Below are 26344 nucleotides of genomic sequence, written 5' to 3'. Positions count from 1 at the left end.
CAACGCATGGCCAAAACTATCATGGTGGTCGACGATTCGGCCTCGCTGCGCCAGGTGGTGGGCATCGCGCTCAAGGGCGCCGGCTACGACGTCATCGAGGGGCGCGACGGGCTCGACGCGCTGTCCAAGTGCACCGGCCAGAAGATCCACCTGGTGGTGTGCGACGTCAACATGCCGAATATGGACGGCATCACCTTCGTCAAGGAGTTCAAGCAGCTGCCGCTGTACCGCTTCACGCCGGTGATCATGCTGACCACCGAGTCGCAGGAGGCCAAGAAGCGCGAGGGCCAGGCGGCCGGCGCCAAGGCCTGGGTGGTCAAGCCCTTCAAGCCCGAGGTGCTGCTGGGCGCCGTGGCCAAGCTGGTGCTGCCGTAGCCGGCGCGATCCGGTCCGCCCGCCCGCCAACCCGCCAACCCGCCGCGCCGGCCAGCGCGCCAGTCCAACCGCCACGCCACGGAGTCCGCCATGCCCGCCGATCCCAGCACCGCCGCCAGCCGCCTCGCCATCGCCGGCGAGTTGACCATCTACCGCGCCGCCGAGTTGAAGGGCGAGCTGATGCAGGCGCTGGCGCGCGCCCCGCTGCTCGAGCTCGACCTGTCGGCCGTCAGCGAGCTCGACACGGCCGGCCTGCAGGTGCTGATGCTGGCCAAGCAGCACGCCACCACGCTGGGCCACCAGTTGCGCCTGGTCGGCCACAGCGCCGCCGTGCTGGAGATCTTCGACATGCTGGACCTGGGCGGCTATTTCGGCGACGCCCTGCTGGTCTCCGCCGCCCACTGAATTCGCCGACCAACCCGCCGACGCCACCGCCGACCTGCCTAGCGAGGTAAGCCATGAATCTGGACCAAGCGCTGCAAACCTTCATCGTCGAGAGCCGCGAGCTGCTCGAGGAGATGGAGAACGCCCTGCTCAACGTCGACCTGGCCGGCGACCAGGGCGAGGCGATCAACGCCATCTTCCGCGCCGCCCACACCATCAAGGGCTCGGCCGGCCTGTTCAGCCTGGACCACATCGTCGCCTTCACCCACGTCGTCGAGAGCCTGCTCGACGAGGTGCGCGACGGCCGCGTGGTGCTGGTCGACGAGATGATCGTGCTGCTGCTGTCCTGCTGCGACTTCCTGTCGGGCATGATCGACGGCCTGGCCGCCGGCGCCACCGAGGCCGACCCGGCCAACGCCGCCGAGGACGCCGCCCTGGTGGCCCAGCTGCGCCGCCACATGAGCGCCGGCCACGCCGACGCCGCCGGCCACGGCCACGGCGGCGGCGGCGGCGCCAGCCCGCTGGTCGAGCTGGCCCAGCCCGGCGTCGAGCGCATGGCCGGCGCCCCCGGCGAGCGCGACCATTGGCACATCTCGCTGCGCTTCGGCCGCGGCGTGCTGCAGAACGGCATGGACCCGATCGCCTTCCTGCGCTACCTGGCCAGGCTCGGCAGCATCGTCGGCATCGCCACCGTCGACGCGCTGCCGCCGGCCGAGCAGATGGACGCCGAGCTGTGCTACCTGGGCTTCGAGATCGCCTTCGACAGCACGGCCGACAAGGAGACCATCGAGGCGGTGTTCGAGTTCGTCCACGACGACTGCGTGATGCACATCCTGCCGCCGCACAGCCGCGTCTCGCAGTACGTCGAGTTGATCCGCACGCTGCCCGAGCAGGACGCCCGCCTCGGCGAGATCCTGGTGCGCTGCGGCAGCGTCACGGCGCGCGAGCTGGAGCAGGCGCTGGCGGCGCAGGACGCCGCCAGCGGCCAGATCGGCAGCATCCTGGTCGGCGCCGGCAACGTGCCGCCGGTGGTGGTCGAGGCGGCGCTGGCCAAGCAGAAGCAGGCCAACGAGCAGAAGGCGCAGGAGAGCCGCTCGATCCGCGTCGACTCCGACAAGCTGGACCGGCTGATCGACCTGGTCGGCGAACTGATCATCGCCGGCGCGCGCGCCAACCTGATCGGCCAGCGCCTGTGCAACGCCGAGCTGCTCGAGTGCAGCTCGGTGCTGTCGGGCCTGGTCGAGGAGGTGCGCGACGCCGCCCTCGAGCTGCGCATGGTCAAGATCGGCGCCACCTTCAACCGCTTCCAGCGCGTCGTGCACGACGTCGCCCGCGAGCTGGGCAAGGACATCGGCCTGGCCGTCGACGGCGAGGACGCCGAGCTCGACAAGACCGTCGTCGAGAAGATCGGCGACCCGCTGATGCACCTGGTGCGCAACGCCATGGACCACGGCATCCAGCCGGCCGAGCTGCGCGCCGCGCGCGGCAAGCCGGCCCGCGGCCTGATCTCGCTGAACGCCTTCCACGAGTCGGGCAGCATCGTCATCGAGGTCAGCGACGACGGCGGCGGCCTGCAGAAGGAGCGCATCCTGGCCAAGGCGGTCGAGCGCGGCCTGGTCGAACCGGACCGCAAGATGAGCGACGGCGAGATCTACAACCTGATCTTCGAGGCCGGCTTCTCGACCGCCGAGAAGATCACCAACCTGTCGGGCCGCGGGGTCGGCATGGACGTGGTCAAGCGCAACATCACGGCGCTGCGCGGCAGCGTCGAGGTCGACAGCAAGGAGGGCGCCGGCACCATCGTCACGGTGCGCCTGCCGCTCACCCTGGCCATCATCGACGGCTTCCTGGTGCAGGTCGGCGGCTCGGTGTTCGTCATCCCGCTCGACATGATCGAGGAGTGCATCGAGTACGCCGCCGAGCCGGGCCAGGACTACTGCAACCTGCGCGGCCAGGTGCTGCCCTTCATCCGCCTGCGCCAGTTGTTCGGGCTGGACGGCCAGGCCGGGCGGCGCGAGAGCATCGTCGTGCTGAAGTTCGGCAGCCAGCGCGCCGGCCTGGTGGTCGACACCCTGCTGGGCGAGTTCCAGACCGTGATCAAGCCGCTCAGCCCGATCTTCTCCGAGGTCAAGTGCATCAGCGGCTCGACCATCCTGGGCAGCGGCGACGTCGCCCTGATCCTCGACGTCGCCGCCTTGATGGCCCAGGTCGGCGCCAAGCCGCCGGCCCAGCTGGCCGCCGCCTGATGGCGCCGCCCGTCCACCTTCCCATGAGGAGCGCCCGATGATCCCCGCCACCGAACCCAGCGCCGGCCGCGCCCTGGCCAACCCGGCCGCCGCCGCCGCCGCGCTGCCCAGCCAGTTCCTCACCTTCATGCTGGGCGAGGAGCAGTTCGCCGTCGGCATCCTGCACATCAAGGAGATCATCGAATACTGCAGCCTGGCGACGGTGCCGATGATGCCGCCCTGCGTGCGCGGCGTGATCAACCTGCGCGGCGCGGTGGTGCCGGTGCTCGACCTGTCGGCCCGCTTCGGCCGCGCCAGCAGCCCGATCAGCAAGCGCAGCTGCATCGTCATCGTCGAGCTGCTCGACGGCGAGCAGGGCCGCCAGGTGCTGGGCATGCTGGTCGACGCCGTCAACGCCGTGGTCGACATCGGCGGCGCCGACATCGAGCCGCCGCCGGCCTTCGGCACGCGCATCCGGCCCGACTTCATCGCCGGCATCGGCAAGGCCGGCGGCCGCTTCGTCAGCCTGCTGGCGATCGACCGCGTGCTGTCGGGCGAAGAGATCGTCGCGCTGGCGCGCGCCGCGCAACACTGAGCACCGGCATGGCGATGATCACCCTGAGCGAACGCGAGTTCTCGCAGTTCCAGCGCTTCATCTACGAGGCGGCGGGGATCTTCATGGCCAACGGCAAGCAGGCCCTGGTCAGCGGCCGCCTGGCCAAGCGCCTGGCGCACTACCAGCTGGCCAGCTACGGCGACTACCTGATGCTGCTCGAGAGCCGGCGCGAGCCGGCCGAGCTGCAGATGGCGGTCGACCTGCTGACCACCAACGAGACCTACTTCTTCCGCGAACCCAAGCACTTCGCCCTGCTGCGCGAGCTGGCCCTGGCGGCCAAGGCCCAGCAGCGCGCGCTGCGCGTCTGGAGCGCCGCCTGCTCCAGCGGCGAGGAGCCCTACAGCATCGCCATGGTGCTGGCCGAGGTGCTCGGCGAGGCGCCCTGGGAGGTGCTCGGCAGCGACATCTCCAGCCGCGTGCTGGACAAGGCGCGGCGCGGCCACTACCCGATGGAGCGCGCCAGCCAGATGCCGCCGGCCTACCTCAAGCGCTACTGCCTGAAGGGCCAGGGCAGCGAGGCCGGCACCCTGCTGGTCGAGCGCGCGCTGCGCGCCCGCGTCACCTTCCAGCACCTCAACCTGGTGCAGCCGCTGCCCAAGCTGGGCAGCTTCGACCTGATCTTCCTGCGCAACGTGATGATCTACTTCGACCTGCCGACCAAGCGCGCCGTGGTGGCCCGCCTGCTGGCCCAGTTGCGCCCCGGCGGCCACTTCCTGATCGGCCACTCCGAGACCCTCAACGACATCAGCGACGCCGTGCAGGCGCTGGCGCCGTCGATCTACCGCAAGCCGGCGCCATGAACGGCGCCGCCCTCAAGCTGATCGACGTGTTCCTGATGCCGGGCGACTGCTTCGTCGGCGACCAGCAGTACCGCGTGCGCACCCTGCTCGGCTCCTGCGTCTCGATCACCCTGTGGCACCCGGCGCGGCGGGTCGGCGCCATGTCGCACTTCCTGCTGCCCGGCAGCAACCGCAAGGCCGGCGCCGGGCGCGCCGGCCTGTACGGCGTCGACGCGATGGACTTCCTGCTGGCCGAGCTGGAGCGGCGCGCCGTGCCGCCGGCGCAGTGCCAGGGCAAGCTGTTCGGCGGCGGCGCGATGTTCCCGCGCAGCGCCAAGGTGCCCGACATCGGCAGCCAGAACGCCGCCTGCGCCCGCGAGCTGCTGCGCCAGCACGGCATCGCCGTGGTCTCGGAGAGCCTGTACGGCGAGGGCCACCGCCAACTGATCTTCACCATCCGCAGCGGCGAGGTGCTGAGCCGCCAGGTGCCGCCCGACTTCGTGCCGCGCCGCCCGCACCAGGAGCCGGCATGAGCATCGAGGTGATGATCGTCGACGATTCGGCCGTCGTGCGCCAGGTGCTCAGCGGCCTGCTCAACGGCGCCCAGGGCATCGTCGTCACCCACGCCGTGGCCAACCCGCTGCTGGCGATCGAGCGCATGAAGACGCAGTGGCCCGACGTCATCGTGCTCGACGTCGAGATGCCGCGCATGGACGGCATCACCTTCCTGCGCAAGATCATGGCCGAGCGGCCGACCCCGGTGGTGATCTGCTCGACCCTGACCGAGAAGGGGGCGCAGACCTCGATGGACGCGCTGGCCGCCGGCGCCGTGGCGATCATCACCAAGCCGCGGCTCGACCTCAAGCAGTTCCTGCACGACAGCGCCGACGAGCTGGTCTCGGCGGTGCGCGCGGCGGCCGGCGCCAACGTGCGCCGCCTGGCCGGCCGGGCGGCGGCGCCGCCCCAGCCCACCGTCAAGCACAACGCCGACGTGATCCTGCCGCCGGCCGAGGGGCGCGCGGTGCTGCAGACCACCGAGCGGGTGGTGGCGCTGGGCACCTCGACCGGCGGCACCCAGGCGCTCGAGGAGGTGCTGACGGCGCTGCCGCGGGTCTGCCCCGGCATCGTCATCGTCCAGCACATGCCGGAGAAGTTCACCGCCGCCTTCGCCGCGCGGCTCGACAGCGTCTGCCAGATCAGCGTCAAGGAGGCCGCCAACAACGACCGCGTGGTGCCCGGCCGCGCCCTGATCGCGCCGGGCGGCAAGCACATGCTGTTGCGCCGCACCGGCGCCTACTACTTCGTCGAGGTGGTCGACGGCCCGCTGGTGAACCGCCACCGGCCCTCGGTCGACGTGCTGTTCCGCTCGGTGGCGCGCTGCGCCGGCGCCAACGCGCTCGGCGTCATCATGACCGGCATGGGCGACGACGGCGCCGCCGGCCTGCTCGAGATGCTCAAGGCCGGCGCCCGCACGCTGGCGCAGGACGAGGCCAGCTGCGTGGTCTACGGCATGCCCAAGGAGGCGGTCAAGCGCGGCGGTGTCGAGAAGACCCTGCCGCTCAACCAGATCTACCGCGAGATCCTGCAGCAGCTCGCCTCCTTCCACCACTGAGCGCGGGCGACCATGACCATCGACCTCTCCGCCCACGCCGACGCCGACGCCGACGCCGCCCCGACCGGGCCGGCCCGCGTCTGGCACGGCCAGAGCGTGCTGGTGGTCGAGGACAGCGCGGTGCAGCGCGCCCACCTGGTCGGCCTGCTGCGCCAGCTCGGCTTCGGCACCGTGCTCGAGGCGGCCGACGGCAACGAGGCGCTGCGCGCGCTGGAGGGGGCCGGCGGCGTGCCGCTGTTCCTGGTGCTGACCGACCTGGAGATGCCGGGCATGGACGGCATCGAGCTGACCTGCCAGCTGCGCGAGCGGCGCCTGGTGCACCACCTGATCGTCATCAGCGCGCGCGACCCGCGCCTGCTCGAGATCATCGAGAGCATGGGCTCGGAGGACGCCAGCTTCGGCCTGCTCGGCACCCTGCTCAAGCCGGTGCAGCCGGCCGCGCTCGAGCAGCTGCTCGAGCTGGCCGCGCGCGTGCCCGGCGCCGCCGCGCTGGCGCCCGATTTCGTGCCCACCCTGGACGAGCTGGCGGCGGCGCTGGCGCGCCGCGAGTTCCTGCCCTACTTCCAGCCCAAGGTGGCCATCAACAGCGGCCAGTTGAAGGGCGTCGAGGCGCTGGCGCGCTGGCAGCACCCGCAGCGCGGCCTGCTGGCGCCGCTGTACTTCATCGGCGCGCTCGAGGGCAGCGCGCTGATGGCCGAGTTCACCCTGGCCATCGTCGGCCAGGTGCTCGAGCGCATGCTGGCCTGGCGCGAGGCCGGCCTGCCGCCGCTGACGGTGTCGATCAACCTGGCGGCCGACAACCTGGCCGAGCGCGCCTTCGTCGACCGCCTGACGGCGCTGGTGCTGGCCTCCGGCGTGGCGCCGGCGGCGCTGGTGTGGGAGGTCACCGAGACCAGCGTGATGCGCCAGTTGTCGCAGTCGCTGACCAACCTGGGGCGGCTGCGCCTGATGGGCTTCGGCCTGGCGATGGACGACTTCGGCATCGGCTACTCGTCGATGCAGCAGTTCGCCCGCTGCCCCTTCACCGAACTGAAGATCGACCGCGCCTTCGTGCACGGCGCCGCGCAGCGGCCCAACCGCCAGGTGGTGCTGAAGAGCGCGCTCGAGCTGGGCCAGCGCCTCGGCGTGCACACCGTGGCCGAGGGCGTCGAGAGCGAGGCCGACTGGCGCCTGCTGCGCGAACTCGGCTGCGACATGGCGCAGGGCTACCTGGTGGCGCGGCCGATGCCGGCCGGGGAATTGATCGGCTGGATGCGGCGCGACCGCCGCCGCCTGCGCGCGCTGGCCGGCGCCGGGCAGGTTGACTGAGTTGACAAAGAGGGCCGGCGCGCGGTGCGACCGGACCATGGGGCAGGACCACACTGGGGAGACAATGATGCTGAACAATCTGACGGTCAAGAGCAAAATCATCGGCCTGATCGCCGTCGCCGTGCTGGCCTTGGCGCTGGTGGTGTTGATCGCCTTCCTCGGCATGCGCAAGCAGGCCGACATGATCGACGAGGTCGGCCGCAACCGCATGCCCTCGGTGCAGAGCCTGCAGACCATGAACGAGGCGAAGACGGCGCTGCGCTCGGCCAACCGGGCGGTCGATTCGATGGCCAGCTACTTCACCGACGCCAAGGACATCGCCCACGAGGTCAAGCGCAAGGCCGACATCATGGCCGAGCTGGAGAAGGCCTGGAGGGTCTACGACCCGCTGCCGCAGACCGCCGACGAGGCGGTGGTGTGGAAGCAGTTCGTCAAGGACTGGGAGCAGTGGAAGGCGCGCGACGGCCAGATCGTCGAGCAGATGAACCGCATCGTCGGCGCCGAGCCGGCCAAGCGCAAGGAGCTGTTCGCCGCGCTGCACCAGCTGATCCTCGACAACCGGCCGGCCTTCCACGCCGTCGAGGAGGGCTGGGCAAGCTGGTGGCGATGAACGCCAAGTACGGCGAGGACGCGGTCAAGGAGGCCGAGGCGGCCTCGACCGCCGCGCTGCGCCAGATGTACACCGCCTCGGCCGTCGCGTTGGCGCTGCTGGTGGCGCTGGGCGCGCTGATCCTGTCGGGCATCCTGCGCCAGCTGGGCGGCGACCCGTCCTACGCCGCCGAGATCGTGCGCCGGGTGGCCGACGGCGACCTGACCGCCGACGTCGTGCTCAAGCCGGGCGACAGCGCCAGCCTGCTGGCGGCGATGAAGAACATGATCGACAAGCTGTCGCACGTGGTGCAGGAGGTCAACAACGGCGCCGAGGCGCTGGCCAGCGCCTCCGAGGAGGTCAGCGCCACCGCCCAGGCGCTGTCGCAGGCGGCCAGCGAGCAGGCCGCCGGCACCGAGCAGACCAGCGCCTCGGTCGAGCAGATGACCGCCTCGATCTCGCAGAACACCGAGAACGCCCGGGTCACCGACGGCATCGCCAGCAAGGCGGCGCTGGAGGCGGCCGAGGGCGGCGAGGCGGTGCGCTCGACGGTGGCGGCGATGCAGCAGATCGCCCGCAAGATCGGCATCATCGACGACATCGCCTACCAGACCAACCTGCTGGCGCTGAACGCGGCGATCGAGGCGGCGCGCGCCGGCGAGCACGGCAAGGGCTTCGCCGTGGTCGCCGCCGAGGTGCGCAAGCTGGCCGAGCGCAGCCAGGTGGCGGCGCAGGAGATCGAGCAGGTCGCCAGCAGCAGCGTCGAGCTGGCCGAGAAGGCCGGCAAGCTGCTCGACCAGATGGTGCCCAACATCCGCCGCACCTCCAACCTGGTGCAGGAGATCACCGCCGCCTCGGAGGAGCAGTCGGCCGGCGTCGGCCAGATCAACTCGGCCGTCACCCAGCTCAGCCAAACCACCCAGCAGAACGCCTCCAGCTCCGAGCAGCTGGCCGCCACCGCCGAGGAGATGAGCGGCCAGGCCGAGCAGCTGCAGCAGACCATGGCCTTCTTCAAGCTGCTGGGGGCGCCGCGCAAATCGCTGCCGCGGCCGCCCGCACGCGGCGGCAAGAAGGCCGCCGGCCAGGGCTTCGGCGGCCAGGGCGGACGCCGCCAGATGGCCGACATGGGCGATCCGGACGAGTCGCACTTCGTCAAGTTCTAGGGGGACGGCCATGGCAGCCTTGCCGCTGGTGACACCGCCGCCGCCGGCAGGGGCGGCGTCGGCGCAGTACCTGACCTTCCTGCTCGGCGCCGACCTGTTCGCCATCGGCATCCTGGCGGTCAAGGAGATCATCGAATACAACGGCGTGACGGCGTTGCCGGGCATGCCGGCCTGCATCAGCGGCGTCATCAACCTGCGCGGCGCCGCCGTGCCGGTGCTCGACCTGGCGCGCCGCCTCGAGCGCGCCGCCGGCGCGCTCACCAAGCGCAGCTGCATCATCGTGCTCGAGGTGGCGGCCGAGGAGGGCGCCTTCGTCATCGGCGTGCTGGTCGACGCGGTGCAGGCCGTGCTCGACATCGGCGCCGCCGACATCGAGCCGGCGCCCAGCTTCGGCGCCCAGGTGCGCGCCGAGCTGTTGCAGGGCATCGGCAAGGTCGGCGGCCGCTTCGTCCTGCTGCTCGACGTGCAGCACGTGGTGTCGGGCAGCGAGATCGCCGCGCTGGCCGCCGCCCAGGGCGCGCCGCCGGCCGCGCCGCTGTAGCGCGCCGCGCCCGCGCCGCCGGGGGCCGCCGCCGGCCGCCTGGCCGGCGCCGTCCGCCGCCCGGCGCCGTCCGCCGCCCGGCGGGCGCCGATGCAACACTGTGGCTTTTGGTGAGAATTGCCGTGCGTTATTGCGGCACAATGGTTTCCGCCGGTCCCCGCTTTCCCTCCGCGCCGCCGCCCTGCGCAGGCCCGTCCCGCCGCAGCGCAGCGGCCGCCACCCAAAGGAGTTGCTCATGTTGAGACGAATGAAAATGGAGGCCCGGTTGCACCTGGGCTTGGGCCTCATCGTGCTGCTGGTGCTGCTGCTCGGCGTGGTCGCCTTCGTCAACCTGGGCGCGCTGCAGCGCAACTGGGACGAGGTCGAGCACGTCACCATGGCGCGCAAGGACGCCGTGCTGGGCGTGGTGCGCTCGCACGGCGACGCCGTCCACCACTTCAAGAACTACGTGCTGCGCGGCGGCGACTACGCCGCCAAGTTCCGCGCCGACCTGGCCGCCATCGACAAGGCCGTCGCCGCCTACCAGGCGCGCGGCGAGTTGAGCCGCGAGGAGCAGGGCCAGCTCGGCGAGATCCACGCCGGCATCAAGGCCTACGCCGAGAGCATGGTGGAGCTGGAGGCGCTGCGCGCCAAGGGCGCCGGCGTGGCCGAGCTGGACAAGGCGGCCAAGGGCGCCGACGCCGCCATCGCCACCGCCACCGACAAGCTGCTCGAACTCAACGCCGCCGAGACGCTGCGCCAGTCGGCGCAGATGGGCGCCGTCTCCGAGACGGCCAAGCGGCTGATCTTGACGCTCGACGTCGTCATCGTGGCGGTCGGCTGCCTGCTGGCCTGGTGGTTGTCGCGCAGCCTGGGCCTGGTGGTGCGCGACGTGCAGCAGGTGGTGGCCCAGTTGGCCGGCGCCTCGCAGGAGGTCAGCGCCACCGCGCAAACTTTATCGCAGGCCTCCAGCGAGCAGGCCGCCGGGGTCGAGGAGACCAGCGCCTCGATCGAGCAGATGAGCGCCTCGATCGCCCAGAACGCCGAGAACGCCAAGCTGACCGACGGCATGGCCACCCAGGCGGCGCAGGAGGCGGCGCGCGGCGGCGAGGTGGTCAAGGCGACGGCGGCGGCGATGCGCCAGATCGCCCTGAAGATCGGCATCATCGACGACATCGCCTACCAGACCAACCTGCTGGCGCTGAACGCCGCCATCGAGGCGGCCCGCGCCCACGAGCACGGCAAGGGCTTCGCCGTGGTCGCCGCCGAGGTGCGCAAGCTGGCCGAGCGCAGCCAGGTGGCGGCGCGCGAGATCGGCGAGGTGGCCGCCAACAGCGTGCAGCTGGCCGAGCAGGCCGGCGTGCTGCTCGACGCCATCGTGCCGGCCATCCGCAAGACCTCGGCGCTGGTGCAGGAGATCGCCGCCGCCTCGGCCGAGCAGTCCTCCGGCGTGCGCCAGATCAACAGCGCGGTCGGCCAGCTGAGCCAGACCACCCAGATGAACGCCGCCAGCTCGGAGGAGCTGGCCGCCACCGCCGAGGAGATGAGCGCCCAGGCCGAGCAGCTCGAGCAACTGATGCAGCTGTTCCGCCACCACGCCGTCGAGGCGGCGCCGGCGCGCGCGCCGAACCGGCCGACGGCGATCCGCGCCGGCGCGGCGCGGCGCGCGGCCAAGCCGGCGCGCCCGCTGGCCGTCGGCGCCGACGGCCCGGACGAGAGCCACTTCACCAAGTTCTAGCCGGGCGCGGTAAACGACAGAGGGAGGCGCGCGGCCTCCCTCTGTCGTTTACGTTGCCACCGCCGGCTATGGCTGAACTACGGCTTCACGAACTTCAAGGTCATGCGGTCGCTCTCGCCGATCGCCGTGTACTTGGCGCGGTCCTCGTCCTTGTTGGCGTAGGTCGGCGGCAGCGCCCACACGCCGCTCTTGTGGTCGGCCTTGTCCTTCGGATTGGCGTTGATCTCCGACTTGGCCGCCAGCTTGAAGCCGGCCGCCTCGGCCAGGCCGATCACGTAGCGCTCCGACATGTAGCCGGTGCTGGCATGGGCGTCCTGGGTCTGGCCTGCCGGCAGGCGGTGCTCGACCACGCCGAACACGCCGCCCGGTTTGAGGCTGGTGTAGACGCTGGCGAACAGCGTCTTCAAATTGTCCGGCCCGCTCGGAATCCAGTTGTGGATGTTGCGGAAGGTGAGCACCATGTCGGCGCTGCCGGCCGGCGCGAACTCGTATTTGCGCGGCGGCTCGAACACGCCCAGCTGCACCTTGTTGAACACGGTCGGCCGCGCGTTCAGGCGGGTCATGAAGCGCTCGGCGCCGCGGCGCGCGTCGGCGTCCGGCGAGGCCAGCTCGTTGCCGGCGGCGATCAGCTTGCCGCGCTCGCGCAGGTAGGGCGCCAGGATCTCGGTGTACCAGCCGCCGCCCGGCGCCAGCTCGACCACCGTCATGGTCGGCTTGATGCCGAAGAAGCTCAGCGTCTCGTAGGGGTGGCGGGCGCCGTCGCGCAGCGCGTTGGCCGGCGTGCGGTTGTCGCCGGAAATGGCCGCCTTCAGCGCGTCGTCGGCCTGGGCCGTGCCGGCCATGCCGCACAACAGGGCGCTGGCCAGTAGTAGTCGTTTCATGCAAAGTCTCCTCGTGGTGGGTGGGATGCTGCGATGGACGGGCGACACGGCGGCGGTCGCCCTGCGCGATCATCGGCCAACTGCGCAGGCCGGTCAAGCGAATCCGCAGCGCCGCCGCGCCGCTGGCCCGCAGTTCCATAGCCGCCATCCCGCCCCCCCCCCGCCGCCATCCCGCCGTTCCGCAGCCGCCGGCACTGTCCGCCGGCCGTACGCGGACACCCGGCGGACACTTGGCGGACAGTTCGCGGACAGTTCGCGGACAGCGCGCGGACAGCCGGCCGGCGCGCTTGTCCGCCTCCCTGCCAGCATGCAAGCCGCTACCGCCGTGCCGCCTACCCCGGCCGGCCGCCGCCGCCCAGTGGCACAAATATTGCCTATCTCGTTTCTTATTTTGCTGGTAATGTTGCCGCTCATTACGCGATAGCGGGCCCCGACGTAATTGCAAAAGTATCAAGTGGTGGCGACACCCGCCAGTAGCACAAGCCGTGGCGCACAAGACCCGGCGCAACCGAGCAAGACCCCGCGTGCGGCCCGTCCGCAACCCGATGCGTGAGTGTTTTTTTGGAGATACTATGGAACGACGTGCATTTCTCAACATCAGTAGTCTGGCCCTGGGCAGCATGTTGCTGCCCGCCTTCGGACGCGCCATCGCGGCCGAGGAGCTGCTCAAGCCGGTGGCCCTGCAGTTCAAGAAAATGTTGGCCGACACCGCGCTGACGGCGGCCACCCAGGCCGGCGCCAGCTATTGCGACGTGCGCGTCGGCCGCTACCTGAACCAGTTCATCACCACCCGCGACCTGAACATCGAAAACGTCACCAACACCGAGTCGGCCGGGGTCGGCGTGCGCGTCATCGCCAACGGCGCCTACGGCTTCGCCGCCACCAACGACATGTCGCCCGACGGCGTGGCCGGCGCGGCGCGCCAGGCGGTGGCCATCGCCAAGGCCAACGCCAAGCTGGGCGGCGAGCCGGTGCGGCTGGCGCCGCAGAAGGGCGTCGGCGAGGTGGCCTGGGCCACGCCGTACAAGAAGGATTGGCGCACCGTGCCGATCCAGCAGAAGGCCGAGCTGCTGATCGCCGCCAACAAGGCCGGCATGGAGGGCGGCGCCAGCTTCATGCAGTCGCTGCTGTTCCAGGTCAACCAGCAGAAGTACTTCGCCTCCACCGACGGCTCCTACATCGACCAGGACCTGCACCGCCTGTGGATGCCGGTGTTCGCCACCGCCGTCGACAAGACCAGCAACAAGTTCCGCTCGCGCCAGGGCCTGTCCTCGCCGGTCGGCATGGGCTACGAGTACCTGGACGCGCGGCCGGAGGACAAGGTCAAGGCGGCCGGCGGCATCTGCACCCTGTACAAGAACTCCTACGACCTGATCGAGGACGCCCGCGCCTGCGGCCAGCAGGCCAAGGCCAAGCTGAGCGCCAAGTCGGTCGAGCCGGGCAAGTACGACCTGGTGCTCAGCCCCGAGCACCTGTGGTTGACCATCCACGAGTCGGTCGGCCACCCGACCGAGTTGGACCGCGTGCTCGGCTACGAGGCCAACTTCGCCGGCACCAGCTTCGCCACGCTGGACAAGTGGCAGAGCAAGAAATTCAAGTACGGCTCGGAGCTGGTCAACATCGTCGCCGACAAGACCACCCCCGGCTCGCTGGCCAACGTCGGCTACGACGACGAGGGCGTGCCCTGCAAGCGCTGGGACATCATCAAGGACGGCATCCTGGTCAACTACCAGGCCACCCGCGACCAGGCCCACATCATCGGCGAGACCGCCTCGCACGGCTGCTCCTACGCCGACAATTGGAGCAGCGTGCAGTTCCAGCGCATGCCCAACGTGTCGCTCCAGGCCGGCAAGAAGAAGCTGACCCCGGACGAGATGATCAAGGACGTCAAGAAGGGCATCTACATCGTCGGCGACGGCTCCTTCTCGATCGACCAGCAGCGCTACAACTTCCAGTTCGGCGGCCAGCTGTACTACGAGATCAAGGACGGCAAGATCGGCGCCCAGCTGGAGGACGTGGCCTACCAGTCCAACACCCAGGAGTTCTGGAACGCCTGCACGGCGATCTGCGACGAGCGCGACTGGCGCATGGGCGGCTCCTTCTTCGACGGCAAGGGCCAGCCCAGCCAGTCGAGCGTGGTGTCGCACGGCGCGTCCACCACCCGCTTCAACGGCATCAACGTCATCAACACCGCCCGCAAGATCGGCTAAGCCCTGGAGAGTTCCGCGATGAAGAATCTGAATCAAGAAGAAGCGCAGCGCATCTGCGCCAAGGTGCTGGCCTATTCCAAGGGCGACGAGTGCGAGGTCAAGCTGAGCGGCAGCCGCAAGGGCAACATCCGCTACGCCCGCAACACCGTCTCCACCGCCGGCCTGGTGGAGGACACCCAGTTGTCGGTCGCCGTCGCCTTCGGCAAGAAGCAGGGCGTGGCCACCATCAACGAGTTCGACGACAAGTCGCTGGAGAAGGCGGTGCGGCGCGCCGAGGGCAACTGGCCCGCCTGGCGCCGGACAACCCGGAGTTCATGTCGACGCCGGCCAAGCAGGCCTTCAAGGCCAGCGCCACCTTCAGCGCCAGCACGGCCGCCATCGACCCCGAATTCCGCGCCCAGGTGGCCGCCTACAGCATCGAGAACAGCCGCAAGAACCAGCTGGTGGCCGCCGGCTTCTTCGCCGACACCACCTCCTTCGAGGCGATCGCCAACTCCAACGGCGTGTTCGGCTACCAGCAGGACACCGCCATCGACTTCACCGTCACCGTGCGCACCGAGGACGGCCGGGGCTCCGGCTGGGCCAAGCGCAACGCCGGCGACGTCGCCAAGTTCGACGCCCGCGAGGCCTCCAACGTGGCCATCGAGAAGGCGCTGCGCTCGGTCGAGGCGAAGGCGCTGGAACCGGGCCGCTACACCGTGATCCTCGAACCGGCCGCCACCTCCGACCTGCTCGGCTACATGTTCAACGGCTTCGACGCGCGCCAGGCCGACGAGGGCCGCAGCTTCCTGTCGAAGAAGGGCGGCGGCAACCGCCTGGGCGAGAAGCTGTTCGACCAGCAGGTCAACGTCTGGGCCGACCCGTGGGACAAGGACGTCGCCGTGCTGCCCTGGGACGGCAACAGCATGCTGGCGCGCGAGCGCATGGACATCATCAAGAACGGCCGCGTCAGCGCGCTGGACTACTCGCTGTTCTGGGCCAAGAAGCAGGGCAAGCGCGCCGTCGGCCAGCCGGGCAACATCATCATGGCCGGCACCAACAAGTCGACCGCCGAGCTGATCGCCAACACCAAGAAGGGTGTGCTGGTCACCCGCACCTGGTACATCCGCATGGTCGACCCGCAGTCGGTGCTGCTGACCGGCCTCACGCGCGACGGCACCTTCTACATCGAGAACGGCAAGATCAAGCATCCGATCAAGAACTTCCGTTTCAACGAGAGCCCGGTCAGCATGCTCAACAACATCGACGAGCTGGGCCGGCCGGAGATCGTCGCCGGCGACGAGTCGCAGTACCAGCTGCTGATCCCGGCGATGAAGGTGCGCGACTTCAACTTCACCTCGCTGTCGGACGCGGTGTAACGGGCACGGCGCTGAAGGTCGAGAGCCACGACGCAAATCTAGGGTCAGACCCTAGGGTCTGACCCTGGCTCTCCGCCTCTGGCTAGCATAGCAGCCGCCGGCACCAAGCTGGCGACGAAGCATCTGAGTACCGCAGTGAAGGTTGTGCCGTACTTCGCACCGTCACACGGCGGCGCGTTTCAAATTGTATGCATTAGGAGCCACAGTGGAACGACGTTCATTTCTCAAAATCGGCGCGGCGGCGGGCGGCGCCATGCTGGTGCCGGTGTTCGGCAACGCCATCGCCGCCGACGAGCTGCTCAAGCCGCAGGAGGTGCGCTTCAAGAAGGCCTTGGCCGACGCCGCGCTGAACGCCGCCACCCGGGCCGGCGCCAGCTACTGCGACGTGCGCATCGGCCGCTACCTGAACCAGTTCATCACCACGCGCGAGCTGAACGTGGAGAACATCGTCAACACCGAATCGTCCGGCGTCGGCGTGCGCGTCATCGCCAACGGCGCCTACGGCTTCGCCGCCACCAACGACATGTCGCCCGACGGCGTGGCCGGCGCGGCGCGCCTGGCCGTGTCCATCGCCAAGGCCAACGCCAAGCTGGGCGGCGAGCCGGTGCGCCTGGCGCCCGTGCAGGGCGTCGGCGAGGTGGCCTGGGCCACGCCGTACAAGAAGGATTGGCGCATGGTGCCGATCAAGGACAAGGCCGAGCTGCTGATCGCCGCCAACAAGGCCGGCATGGACGCCGGCGCCAGCTTCATGCAGTCGATGCTGTTCCAGGTCAACCAGCAGAAGTACTTCGCCTCCACCGACGGCTCCTACATCGACCAGGACATCCACCGCCTGTGGGCGCCGTTCACCGCCACCGCCGTCGACAAGGCCAGCAACCGCTTCCGCACCCGCGAGGGCCTGTCCTCGCCGGCCAGCATGGGCTACGAGTTCTTCGACGCGCGGCCGGAGCACAAGCTGCGCGCCGCCGGCGGCGTCACCACCTTGTACCGTGGCGGCTACGACCTGGTGGAGGACGCCCGCGCCGCCGGCCGCCAGGCGCGCGAGAAGCTGGGCGCCAAGTCTGTCGAGCCGGGCAAGTACGACCTGGTGCTCAGCCCCGAGCACCTGTTCCTGACCATCCACGAGTCGGTCGGCCACGCCACCGAGTTGGACCGCGTGCTCGGCTACGAGGCCAACTACGCCGGCACCAGCTTCGCCACGCTGGACAAGTGGCAGAGCAAAAAATTCAAGTACGGCTCCGAGCTGGTCAACGTGGTCGCCGACAAGACCACGCCCGGTTCGCTCGGCCACGTCGGCTACGACGACGAGGGCGTCGCCGCCAAGCGCTGGAGCCTGATCAAGGACGGCATCCTGGTCAACTACCAGGCCACGCGCGACCAGGCCCACATCATCGGCGAGACCGCCTCGCACGGCTGCTCCTATGCGGACAGCTGGAGCAGCGTGCAGTTCCAGCGCATGCCCAACGTGTCGCTGGCGGCCGGCAAAAAACCGCTGACGCCGGACGAGATGGTCAAGGACGTCAAGAAGGGCATCTACATCCTGGGACGCGGCTCGTTCTCGATCGACCAGCAGCGCTACAACTTCCAGTTCGGCGGCCAGCTGTACTACGAGATCAAGGACGGCAAAATCGGCGCGCCCCTGGAGGACGTGGCCTACCAGTCGAACACCCAGGAGTTCTGGAACGCCTGCTCGGCGCTGTGCGACGAGCGCGACTGGCGCATGGGCGGCTCCTTCTTCGACGGCAAGGGCCAGCCGAGCCAGGTCAGCGCCGTCTCGCACGGCTCCAGCACCACGCGCTTCAACGGCGTCAACGTGATCAACACCGCTCGCAAGATCGGCTAAGGGACAACATGAAACAGCTGAACCAGGAAGAAGCCAAACGCATCAGCGACAAGGTGATCGCCCTGTCGCGCGCCGACGAGTGCCGCGTCTCGATCAGCGGCAGCCGCAACGGCAATATCCGCTACGCCCGCAACAGCGTCTCCACCTCCGGCGTGGTCGACAACACCCAGCTCAACGTCAGCGTCGCCTTCGGCAAGCGCCAGGGCAGCGCCTCGGTCAACGAGTTCGACGACCAGTCGCTGGAGAAGGCCGTGCGCCGCGCCGAGGACGTGGCGCGGCTGGCGCCGGAGAACCCGGAGTTCCAGCCGGCCATCAAGCAGCAGCAGTACAAGGCCTCGGCCACCTACAGCGCGGCCACCGCCGCCATCGACCCGGACTTCCGCGCCGAGGTGGCGGCGCACAGCATCAACGCCGCGCGCAAGCACAATCTGGTGGCGGCCGGCTTCTTCTCCGACACCACCGGCTTCGAGGTGGTGGCCAACTCGAACGGCCTGTTCGGCTACCAGGAACTGAGCAACCTGGGCTTCACCGTCACCACCCGCACCGAGGACGGCCGTGGCTCCGGCTGGGTCACCCGTTCGGCCAACGACGCCGCCAAGTTCGACGTGCGCGAGGCCTCGGCCATCGCCATCGACAAGGCGCTGCGCTCGGTCGAGGCCAAGGCGCTCGAACCCGGCCGCTACACCGTGATCCTGGAGCCGGCCGCCACCTCGGAACTGATCGGCCGCATGTTCGGCGCCTTCGACGCGCGCCAGGCCGACGAGGGCCGCAGCTTCCTGTCGAAGAAGGGCGGCGGCAACCGCCTGGGCGAGAAGCTGTTCGACCAACAGGTCAACTTGTGGGCCGACCCGTGGGACAAGGACGTGCCGGTGCTGGCCTGGGACGGCAGGTCGATGCTGCCGCGCGAGCGCACCAGCGTGATCAAGGACGGCCGCATCGAGGCGCTCGACTACAGCCTGTTCTGGGCCGCCAAGCAGGGCAAGCGCGCCAGCGGCCGGCACGGCAACATGATCATGTCGGGCGGCGGCAAGTCGACCGAGGAGCTGATCGCCTCGACCAAGAAGGGCATCCTGGTCACCCGCACCTGGTACATCCGCGAGGTCGACCCGCAGTCGCTGCTGCTGACCGGCCTGACGCGCGACGGCACCTTCTACATCGAGAACGGCAAGATCAAGCACCCGGTGAAGAACTTCCGCTTCAACGAGAGCCCGGTGTCCATGCTCAACAACATCGAGGAGCTGGGCAAGCCGGTGGTGATCGGCGGCGACGAGGTGCGCTACCAAATGTTGATCCCGCCGATGAAGGTGCGCGACTTCAACTTCACCTCGCTGTCGGACGCGGTGTAGCGCGCGCATGGCCAGCTACGACTTCTACTTCACGCGCCTGAGCTACGAGTCGGGCGACTGGGACGTCGATATCCGGATGCCGAGCAATGTGCTCAATTCCCTGGTCGAATACACCACCCTGCGCGTCGATCCGGTGGAGCGGATCGTCGCGCTGTCGGACCCGAAGATGCTGGAGGCGCCGTTCTGCTACTTCGCCGGCCACAAGCTGGTGCAGTTCAGCGCCGCCGAACGCAAGAACCTGGAACGCTATGTGAAGGGCGGCGGCTTCCTCTTCGTCGACGACTGCAACCACGACATCGACGGCCTGTTCGCCAAGTCCTTCGAGGCCGAGCTGGCGCGCATTTTCGGCGCCAAGGCGCTGCGCAAGATCGCCAACAACCATCCGCTGTATTCGAGCTTCTTCCATTTCGACGGCCCGCCCAACACCAGCGTGGAGCTGAACGGCTGGGGCGACGACCTGGTGCACGACTACCTGAAGGCGATCGAGGTGGGCGGCCGCGTGCGGCTTTTGTACAGCAACAAGGACTACGGTTGCGAGTGGGACTACGACTTCCGCAACAAGCGCTGGCTGGTCATCGACAACACCCGCTTCGCCGTCAACATCATTCAATACGCATTGGGAGCCTGATAGTGTCTGCATTGTCGAACATGTCGCACAGCGCGAGCATCGCCTGGAGCGAGGACGAGATCGGCGCGTTGAGCGCCAAGGTGGCCGGCCTCAAGGCCAGCATGGCCAAGGTCATCATCGGCCAGGAGAACGTGATCGACTCGCTGATCATCTGCCTGCTGGCCGGCGGCCACGCGCTGGTCGAGGGCGTGCCGGGGCTGGGCAAAACGCTGCTGGTCAAGTCGCTGGCGCAGGCCACCGACATGCAGTTCCGCCGCGTCCAGTTCACGCCCGACCTGATGCCGTCCGATATCGTCGGCACCGAAATCCTGGAGGAGGACACGGCGACCCGCAAGCGCGAGTTCCGCTTCCAGCGCGGCCCCGTGTTCACCCAGGTGCTGCTGGCCGACGAGATCAACCGCGCGCCGCCGAAGACGCAGTCGGCCCTGCTCGAGGCGATGCAGGAGCGCAGCGTCACCTTCGCCGGACAGACGCACATGCTGCCGCGCCCCTTCTTCGTGCTGGCGACGCAAAACCCGATCGAGCAGGCCGGCACCTATCCGCTGCCGGAGGCGCAGCTGGACCGCTTCCTGCTGCGCATCGACGTGGTCTACCCGAGCGAGGAGGAGGAGATCGCCATGGTCTCGGCCACCACCCACGCCGGCCTGGCCGACGCCGAGCCGGTGATGGACGTGGACACCCTGCTGCGCCTGCAGCAACTGGTGCGCGACATTCAAATCGGCGAGCACCTGCTGCGCTACGCCACCCGCCTGGTGCGCGCCACCCGGCCGGCCGACAGCGAGGTGGCCAGCGTGAAGAAGCACGTCGGCTGGGGCGCCGGTCCGCGCGCCGGCCAGGCGCTGGTGCTGGCCTCGAAGGCGCGCGCGCTGATGCACGGCCGCCTGGCGGTGACGCGCGACGACATCGCGGCGATGCTGCTGCCGGTGCTGGCGCACCGCGTGCTGCGCAACTTCGAGGCCGAGGCCGACGGCGTCGCCATCGCCGAGATCCTGCAGGCGCTGCGCGACCACGTGCGGCCGGAGTAGGGCCGCGCATGCTGCAAACGTCGGCCCTGGTGGCGCACGCCACCGATTTGAACCTGATCATCCGCCACGTGCTGGCCGGTCTCGGCCACGGCATGCACGCCGGCCGCGAGCGCGGCGCCGGCGTCGAGTTCTCCGAGTACCGCGCCTACGCGCCGGGCGACGAGTGGCGCCGGGTCGACTGGAAGCTGCTGGCGCGGGCCGACCGCTACTACGTGCGCGAGGCCGAGCGCGACAGCCATGTCGCCGTCTGGCTGTGGCTGGACGCCAGCGCCTCGATGGCCGAGCCCAGCCGCGAGGTGGCGGGACTGGACAAGCTGTGGTTCGCCCGCACCATGCTGGCCTGCCTGGCCGCCGTGGCGCAGCGCCAGGGCGACGCCTTCGGCCTGGTGGTGTGCGGCGGCGGCCGCGTCGAGTTCACCCCGGCCGGGCGCGGCCCGCGCCAGTTGCAGCGCGTGCTGGCGCAGCTGTCCCGCGTCAAGGCGCTGGGCGCGCTGCCGGACGAGGCGACGCTGCGCGCCAACCTGCACTTCGCCCGCGCGCCCAGTTTGATCTTCGCCGTCAGCGATTTCTTGGAGTGGCCGTCGCCGCTGAGCGAGGCGCTGCTGCGCCTGCGCCGTCTACAGCACGACGTGCGCATCCTGGCGCTGCGCACCCAGGCCGAGGTGGACGCCAGCTTCAAGGCCGGCGCCGGCTACCGCGATCCCGAGCAGCCGGACGGCCTGCACCGCATGGGCCAGGCCGAGCGCGAGGCCTACCGCCAGGCGTTAACTGAGCATTTCGATGCGCTGGCCACCAGCTGCCGCCAGCACGACATCGTGCGCTGCGAGGCGCGCATCGAGCAGCCGCTGGCGTTGGTGCTGCGCAGCTGGCTGCAACTGGCGGGGGCGCGCGCAAGATGTTGAGTACTCAAGCATTGTGGTGGCTGGCGCTGCCCGTCCTGCTGCTGCCGATCTGGTGGCATCGGAAAAAGCGCCAGCGCCTGAAGGCCGAGCCGCTGGCCACCGCGCGCTTCCTGCCGGCCGCCGCGCCGGAACAATTGCGCGTGTGGCGCTGGCGCGACCTGCTCCTGCTGTTGTTGCGCTGCCTGCTGCTGCTGGCGCTGATCGCCTGGCTGGCCGCCACCGTGCTGCCGTGGCGCGGCGACACCGTGCTGCTGGCGCGCGGCGTCGACCAGGCCTGGGCCGGCCAGCGCATCGCCGCCGCCGGCTTCGGCGCCGCCCGCCGCGAGGAGATCGCCGCCGAGGCGCTGCCGCATTTGCTGCCCTGGCTGCGCCAGCACGAGTACCAGTGGCGCGGCGACGCCCGCGTGTTGGTGCTGGCCGACGGCGGCCAAGTCGCCATGCCGGCGCGCTTGCCGCGCTTTTCCCATCAGATCCGGTTGGAGTTGAAGCCGGCACCGGTAGTCGCCAACTCCGCTCCGACCGCCACCGTGGCCGAACACCGCGTCGCGCTGGCCACCACAGCGGCGCGCGCGCCGGCCTGGCAGGCGTTGTTCGCCGCCTTCAACGCCGGTGCCGACGGCCGCTACGTCTTGACCGACGAGCCCGACGCCGCCACCGAACTGATCGTCTGGGACCGGCCGCAATTGCCGCCGCATGGCTGGCACGCGCCGCTGTGGTGGTTCGGCGGCGGCGTAATGCCGCCCGAGCTGGCCGACGCGCCCACGCTGGACATCAACGGCATCAAGCTGCGCTACGCCGACAGCGCGCGCGGGCGGCTGTGGGCCTCGGGCGCCTGGCCGGCGCATGACGCCGAGACGGCGCGCGCCATCTTCGCCACCCTGAACGCGCTGGACCGAGCGGCGCCGGACTACCCGGCGCCGGCGCAGGCGTTCGCCGCCGAACGCGGCGTCGGCGTGCCGGTCGAGGCCAGCCCGGCCTCCTGGATCGGCTGGTTGCTGCTGGCGCTGTTTTCACTGGAACGGATACTCACCCATGCGCGACGCCGCTGACCTCCTGCGCGGCCAGTTGCGCCGCGCCGTGCTGCGCCGCCGCGCGCCGCTTTGGCTGGCCACGCTGCTGCCGCTGCTGGCCTGCGCGCTGTGGCTGCCCGCCGCGCGCCCCTACACCCTGGCCGCGCCGCTGCTGTGGGCCGCCTGGCTGTTGTGGAACCTGGCACGCTGGCGCCGCCGTGTCGGCGCGCAGTGGACCGCCTGGCTGGACGCCGCCGTGCCCGCGCTGGAGGACAGCAGCGCCTTGCTGGCCGGCGCCGCCGAAAGCCCGATCGCTCGCCTGCAACTGGAGCGCTTGCGCGTCCGCCTGGCCAGCGCGCTGGGGCCGGACGACTACCGCGCCATCGCCCGCGTGCGCGCGCCGGTCGCCTCCGTGGAAGCACTGCTGCCGTTGTTGTTGGCGCTGGCCGTGGCCGGCGCCGCCTGGGGTTGGCAGCAGCGCCACCAGGCCGGCGCCTCAGGTGGCCCCGCCGCCGCCGCCGCCGCGCGCGCCATCGTCGACGGCGAGATCTACCTGCGCGTGGCGCCGCCGGCCTACACCGGCGTGGCCGCCTTCGAGACGGCCGCGCGCGATATCGAGGTGCCGCAGTATTCCGCGGTGCGCTGGTGCGTCAAGAACGCCGTCGGCGCGCAGCCGGTGGTGGAGCTGAGCGACGGCCAGGCGCTGCCCGTCACGGCCGACTGCGCGCAGTGGCGCGCCGGCGAGTCGATCTTCTGGCGCGCCCGTGGCAAGGCCGGCACGCGCTACAACGTGCGGGTGCGGCCCGACCAGGCGCCGCAGGTCAACGTGGTCGCGCCGAACGAGTTGATCACCGTGCTGCCGGCCGACGCCGGCGGCGTGCAGCTGGAGCTGAGCGCGCGCGACGACTACGCCATCGTGCGCGCCAGCCTGCACATGACGCTGGCGCGCGGCAGCGGCGAGAACGTCCGCTTCAGCGACCGCGAGGTGCCGCTGCCCGAGTCGGCCGACCGCAAGGTGCGCAAGTGGCAGAAGCGCTGGACGCTGGCGGTGCTGGGCATGGAGCCGGGCGACGAGCTGTACTTCTTCGTGCGCGCCACCGACAACGCGCCCGAGCACGCCCACACCACCCAGTCGCCGACCTACACGCTGCGCCTGCCCGGCCCGGCCGCCGAGAGCCTGGACGCGACGGCGCTGCCGTCGATGGTCAAGCCGGAGAACCTGCGCAGCCAGCGCCAGATCATCATGGACACCGAACAGCTGCTGGCCGACCTGCAAGCCAAGCCCAACATGCCGCGCGCCACGCTGCGCGAGCGCAGCGAGTCCATCGCCACCGACCAGGCGCAGCTGCGGCGGCGCTACGGCATGTTCCTCGGCGAGGAGTCCAGCCTGTTCGGCGACGAGCACGAGCACGAACAGGAGCACGGTCAGGAGGCTGGCGGCGAACATGGCGCGCCCAAGCGCGGCGCCGAGGCGGCCATCATCGCCGAGTTCGGCCACGCCCACGACCAGGAGGACAACGCCACCATCTTCGACCCGGCCACCAAGGCGCTGCTCAAGCGCGCGCTGGCGGCCATGTGGGACGCCGAGAAGTCGCTGCGCGCCATCACGCCGAAGTCGGCCCTGCCGCCCGAGTACAAGGCGCTGGCGGCGATCAAGGAATTGCAGCAGGCCGAGCGCGTCTACCTGCACCGCACCGCCTTCGTGCCGCCGGCGCTGAAGGAGGAGAAGCGCATGAGCGGCGACATGGTCGGCGCGCTCAGCTACAAACGCGCCCAGGGCGGCGCCGTTGACGCCGCGCCGGCCGAGGTGCGCGAGCTGGTGCTGGCGCTGGCCGGCGACGGCACGCTGCCGGCGCTGTGGAGCAAGTCGGCGCGCGAGATCGTCGCCGCCCGCATCACCGACCAGGAACAGAAGCTGGCGGCGCAACGCGCCGTGCAGGACGTGGCCGACGGCTGCGTCGCCTGCCGCGCCGTGCTGCGCGCCTGGCTGCGCGGCACGCTGGCCGAGGCGTCCGTGCGCCTGCAGGCGCAGCCGCAGGCCGACACCCCATTCCGCCGCGCCTGGCGCGGCAAGGAGCAGCCATGACGGCCAGCATCACCAGTCTGGCCGTGCTGGCCGCCGGCGCGCTCAGCGCGCTGTTCTACGCGCGCCGCCGCCAGTGGGTCGAGCTGGCGCTGGTCGGCCTCGCCGCGCTGGCGCTGGCCGCCATGTTCGCCGACCTGCGCCAGCCGGGCAGCGTGGCCGCCAACATCACACTCAGCACCGACGCCGCCGGCAACGCCAGCGAGGCTGCGCTGCTCGCCGTGCCGCAGGCCGGCGCCATCCTGCTGCGCGGCGACGGCCTGCGCGAGGCGCAGTGGCGCGACCTGCCGGCCCGTCCGTTGCAATGGAAGCCGCCGGCCGACGCCGACCTGCTGTGGCTGGACTTTCCGCGCAGCGTGGCGCTGGGCCGCATGTTCCAGTTCAGCGCGCGGCGCGGCCAGGCGCAGGCCGGCTGGCGTTTGCAACTGCTGGCCGAGAACGGCCAGCTGCTGGCCGAGGCGCGCGCCGCCGCCGCCACCGACAAGCTCTCGCTGCAATGGCTGCCGCCGCTGGCCGAAGCCATGCTGCTGCAGGCGCGCCTGCTCGACGCGGCCGGCAAGACCATCGCCGCCGGGCCGGTGCCGCTGCAGGTGGTGGCCGCCGCGCCGTTGCAGGTGCTGGGCCGTTTCGACGCGCCGTCCTTCGACGCCCGCGCGCTGAACCAGTTGCTGGCCGAGGGCGACGCCGTGCTGGACTGGCAGCTCACGCTGGGCAAGGCCATCGCCCGCAGCGAGACGGCGCGGGTGCCGTTGACGCGGCCGAACCTGTTGTTGGTCGACGCCGCCTATGTCGAGCATATGAACCCGGCCGCGCGCGCCGCGCTGCTGGCCCAGGTGGCGCAGGGCGCGCCCTTGCTGGTGCTGGGCGCGAACGCGGCCGACGCCGCCCTGTGGCAGCGCGAATTCGGCCTGCGTCTGCGGCCGCAGTCGGCCACCACGGAGAAGGAGGACACGCGCCAGTTCAGCATCAACGGCGCCCAGTTGGCGCTGACGCCGGCCGGCCTGAACCCGGACGCGCAGGCCGGCGCCGCCTGGACGGCGGCGGCACGCGACGACAAACAGCAAGCCTGGTTGTGGCAGCGCGACTGGCAGCGCGGCCGCGTGCTGTGGCTGGGCGTGGCCGACTGGCACCGCTACGCCATCAGCGCGCCGCAGCCGCTGGCGCTGTGGTGGCAGCAGCTGCTCGACAGGGTGGCGCTGCCGGCCCCGCAAAAGAGCGCCTGGCGCCTGCCCGACCCGATGCCGGTGCCGGGGCTGCGCAGCGAATTGTGCGGGCAAGGATTCAAGCCGGGGGAAGAGGTGCAACTGGATGGCATGGCGGCGGCGCGATGGCAGGCGCGCGCCGAGCAGGCCGACGCGGTCTGCGTGGCGCTGTGGCCGCGCGCGCCCGGCTGGCAGAAGTTCGCCAGCGGCGGCCAGGAGGGCATGGAATACGTCTACGCCGCCGGCGACTGGCCGGCCTGGCAGCGCGCGCTGCGGCGCGACGCCACCGCGCGCTACGCCGCGCGCAGCGAGGCGAAGCCGGCGTCGGCCGGCGCCGGCGCCACCAGCGCGGCCGGCGCCCCAGTCAACGGCAGACTAGCTCCCGACGCCACCGCTGCCGCGAACGGCGCACCCGTGCCGGCCGCACCGTTCGCGCTGCTGTTCGCGCTGTGCATGCTGACGCTGTGGTGGCGCGAGCAGCGCTAAAAACTGATTCTTTCGGGATTTGCTGGACGCCGGTCCGCACCCCGCACCCCGCAAGCCAGGG

Annotated in this window: 20 protein-coding genes and 2 pseudogenes; 21 read left to right on the top strand and 1 reads right to left on the bottom strand. The window is 70.5% G+C overall.

The window, feature by feature from the left end; all coding sequences use genetic code 11:
• Positions 1–6: 6 nt before the first annotated feature.
• From QC826_RS27590 to QC826_RS27535, 11 genes and pseudogenes are all read left to right on the top strand, one after another.
• A complete protein-coding gene (locus QC826_RS27590; RefSeq protein ID WP_099416551.1) occupies positions 7–375 on the top strand; it encodes a response regulator in 369 nt (122 codons plus the stop codon).
• A gap of 90 nt (positions 376–465) precedes the next feature.
• Positions 466–780 (top strand): lipid asymmetry maintenance protein MlaB, encoded by a 315-nt coding sequence (locus QC826_RS27585; protein WP_279763285.1) that lies wholly within the window; start codon positions 466–468, stop codon positions 778–780.
• Positions 781–833: 53 nt separating this feature from the next.
• Positions 834–3005, top strand: coding sequence for a chemotaxis protein CheA (locus tag QC826_RS27580; protein ID WP_279763283.1), 2172 nt, complete (start codon positions 834–836; stop codon positions 3003–3005).
• A gap of 37 nt (positions 3006–3042) precedes the next feature.
• Entirely contained in the window at positions 3043–3579 is a 537-nt protein-coding gene (locus QC826_RS27575; protein WP_279763282.1) for a chemotaxis protein CheW, read from the top strand.
• Positions 3580–3593: 14 nt separating this feature from the next.
• Positions 3594–4400, top strand: a complete 807-nt coding sequence (locus QC826_RS27570; RefSeq protein WP_409567906.1) for a CheR family methyltransferase — start codon at positions 3594–3596, stop codon at positions 4398–4400.
• Positions 4397–4912, top strand: a complete 516-nt coding sequence (locus tag QC826_RS27565) for a chemotaxis protein CheD (protein ID WP_279763280.1) — start codon at positions 4397–4399, stop codon at positions 4910–4912. Before QC826_RS27570 ends, QC826_RS27565 begins: the two co-directional genes overlap by 4 nt.
• The gene (locus QC826_RS27560; protein ID WP_093390847.1) at positions 4909–5991 is read left to right on the top strand and encodes a chemotaxis response regulator protein-glutamate methylesterase; all 1083 of its coding nucleotides are present in this window, start codon (positions 4909–4911) and stop codon (positions 5989–5991) included. Before QC826_RS27565 ends, QC826_RS27560 begins: the two co-directional genes overlap by 4 nt.
• 12 nt (positions 5992–6003) lie before the next feature.
• A complete protein-coding gene (locus QC826_RS27555) occupies positions 6004–7299 on the top strand; it encodes an EAL domain-containing protein (protein WP_093390848.1) in 1296 nt (431 codons plus the stop codon).
• Between the two features lie 24 nt (positions 7300–7323).
• Positions 7324–9051 (top strand): annotated as a pseudogene (locus QC826_RS31835) (methyl-accepting chemotaxis protein); the annotation flags it as partial.
• 10 nt (positions 9052–9061) lie between these two features.
• Entirely contained in the window at positions 9062–9592 is a 531-nt protein-coding gene (locus QC826_RS27540) for a chemotaxis protein CheW (RefSeq protein WP_279763277.1), read from the top strand.
• 235 nt (positions 9593–9827) lie between these two features.
• Positions 9828–11309 (top strand): methyl-accepting chemotaxis protein, encoded by a 1482-nt coding sequence (locus tag QC826_RS27535; RefSeq protein WP_279763276.1) that lies wholly within the window; start codon positions 9828–9830, stop codon positions 11307–11309.
• A gap of 77 nt (positions 11310–11386) precedes the next feature.
• On the opposite strand, the gene QC826_RS27530 is transcribed toward QC826_RS27535, so the two are convergent.
• On the bottom strand, positions 11387–12190 hold the full coding sequence (locus QC826_RS27530; RefSeq protein ID WP_279763274.1) for a class I SAM-dependent methyltransferase: 804 nt from the start codon (positions 12188–12190) through the stop codon (positions 11387–11389).
• A 572-nt stretch (positions 12191–12762) separates the two neighbouring features.
• On the opposite strand from QC826_RS27530, the gene QC826_RS27525 reads away from it, so the two are divergent.
• The 10 genes and pseudogenes from QC826_RS27525 to QC826_RS27480 all read left to right on the top strand — a co-directional run bounded on the left by QC826_RS27525 (position 12763) and on the right by QC826_RS27480 (position 26283).
• Positions 12763–14400: a TldD/PmbA family protein gene (locus QC826_RS27525; protein WP_279763273.1), complete on the top strand. Its 1638-nt coding sequence runs from the start codon at positions 12763–12765 to the stop codon at positions 14398–14400.
• Between the two features lie 18 nt (positions 14401–14418).
• Positions 14419–15758 (top strand): annotated as a pseudogene (locus QC826_RS27520) (TldD/PmbA family protein).
• Positions 15759–15963: 205 nt separating this feature from the next.
• Complete coding sequence (locus tag QC826_RS27515; protein ID WP_279763272.1) at positions 15964–17601, top strand: TldD/PmbA family protein; 1638 nt, start codon at positions 15964–15966, stop codon at positions 17599–17601.
• 8 nt (positions 17602–17609) lie between these two features.
• Complete coding sequence (locus QC826_RS27510) at positions 17610–18947, top strand: TldD/PmbA family protein (RefSeq protein ID WP_279763271.1); 1338 nt, start codon at positions 17610–17612, stop codon at positions 18945–18947.
• Positions 18948–18954: 7 nt separating this feature from the next.
• On the top strand, positions 18955–19575 hold the full coding sequence (locus QC826_RS27505) for a DUF4159 domain-containing protein (RefSeq protein WP_093390865.1): 621 nt from the start codon (positions 18955–18957) through the stop codon (positions 19573–19575).
• Between the two features lie 20 nt (positions 19576–19595).
• Positions 19596–20600 (top strand): AAA family ATPase, encoded by a 1005-nt coding sequence (locus tag QC826_RS27500; RefSeq protein ID WP_279766619.1) that lies wholly within the window; start codon positions 19596–19598, stop codon positions 20598–20600.
• A gap of 8 nt (positions 20601–20608) precedes the next feature.
• Positions 20609–21502 (top strand): DUF58 domain-containing protein, encoded by an 894-nt coding sequence (locus QC826_RS27495; RefSeq protein WP_279763270.1) that lies wholly within the window; start codon positions 20609–20611, stop codon positions 21500–21502.
• Entirely contained in the window at positions 21496–22551 is a 1056-nt protein-coding gene (locus QC826_RS27490) for a hypothetical protein (RefSeq protein ID WP_279763269.1), read from the top strand. Before QC826_RS27495 ends, QC826_RS27490 begins: the two co-directional genes overlap by 7 nt.
• Positions 22535–24598, top strand: a complete 2064-nt coding sequence (locus QC826_RS27485) for a hypothetical protein (RefSeq protein WP_279763268.1) — start codon at positions 22535–22537, stop codon at positions 24596–24598. Before QC826_RS27490 ends, QC826_RS27485 begins: the two co-directional genes overlap by 17 nt.
• Positions 24595–26283 (top strand): hypothetical protein, encoded by a 1689-nt coding sequence (locus QC826_RS27480; protein WP_279763267.1) that lies wholly within the window; start codon positions 24595–24597, stop codon positions 26281–26283. Before QC826_RS27485 ends, QC826_RS27480 begins: the two co-directional genes overlap by 4 nt.
• The last annotated feature ends 61 nt before the right edge of the window (positions 26284–26344 follow it).

Origin of the sequence: Rugamonas sp. DEMB1, from assembly GCF_029834475.1 — a bacterium.
Lineage (GTDB): Bacteria > Pseudomonadota > Gammaproteobacteria > Burkholderiales > Burkholderiaceae_D > Rugamonas > Rugamonas rubra.
Note: the sequence above shows the minus strand (reverse complement) of the source record. Positions and strands in the feature narration are given on the sequence as shown.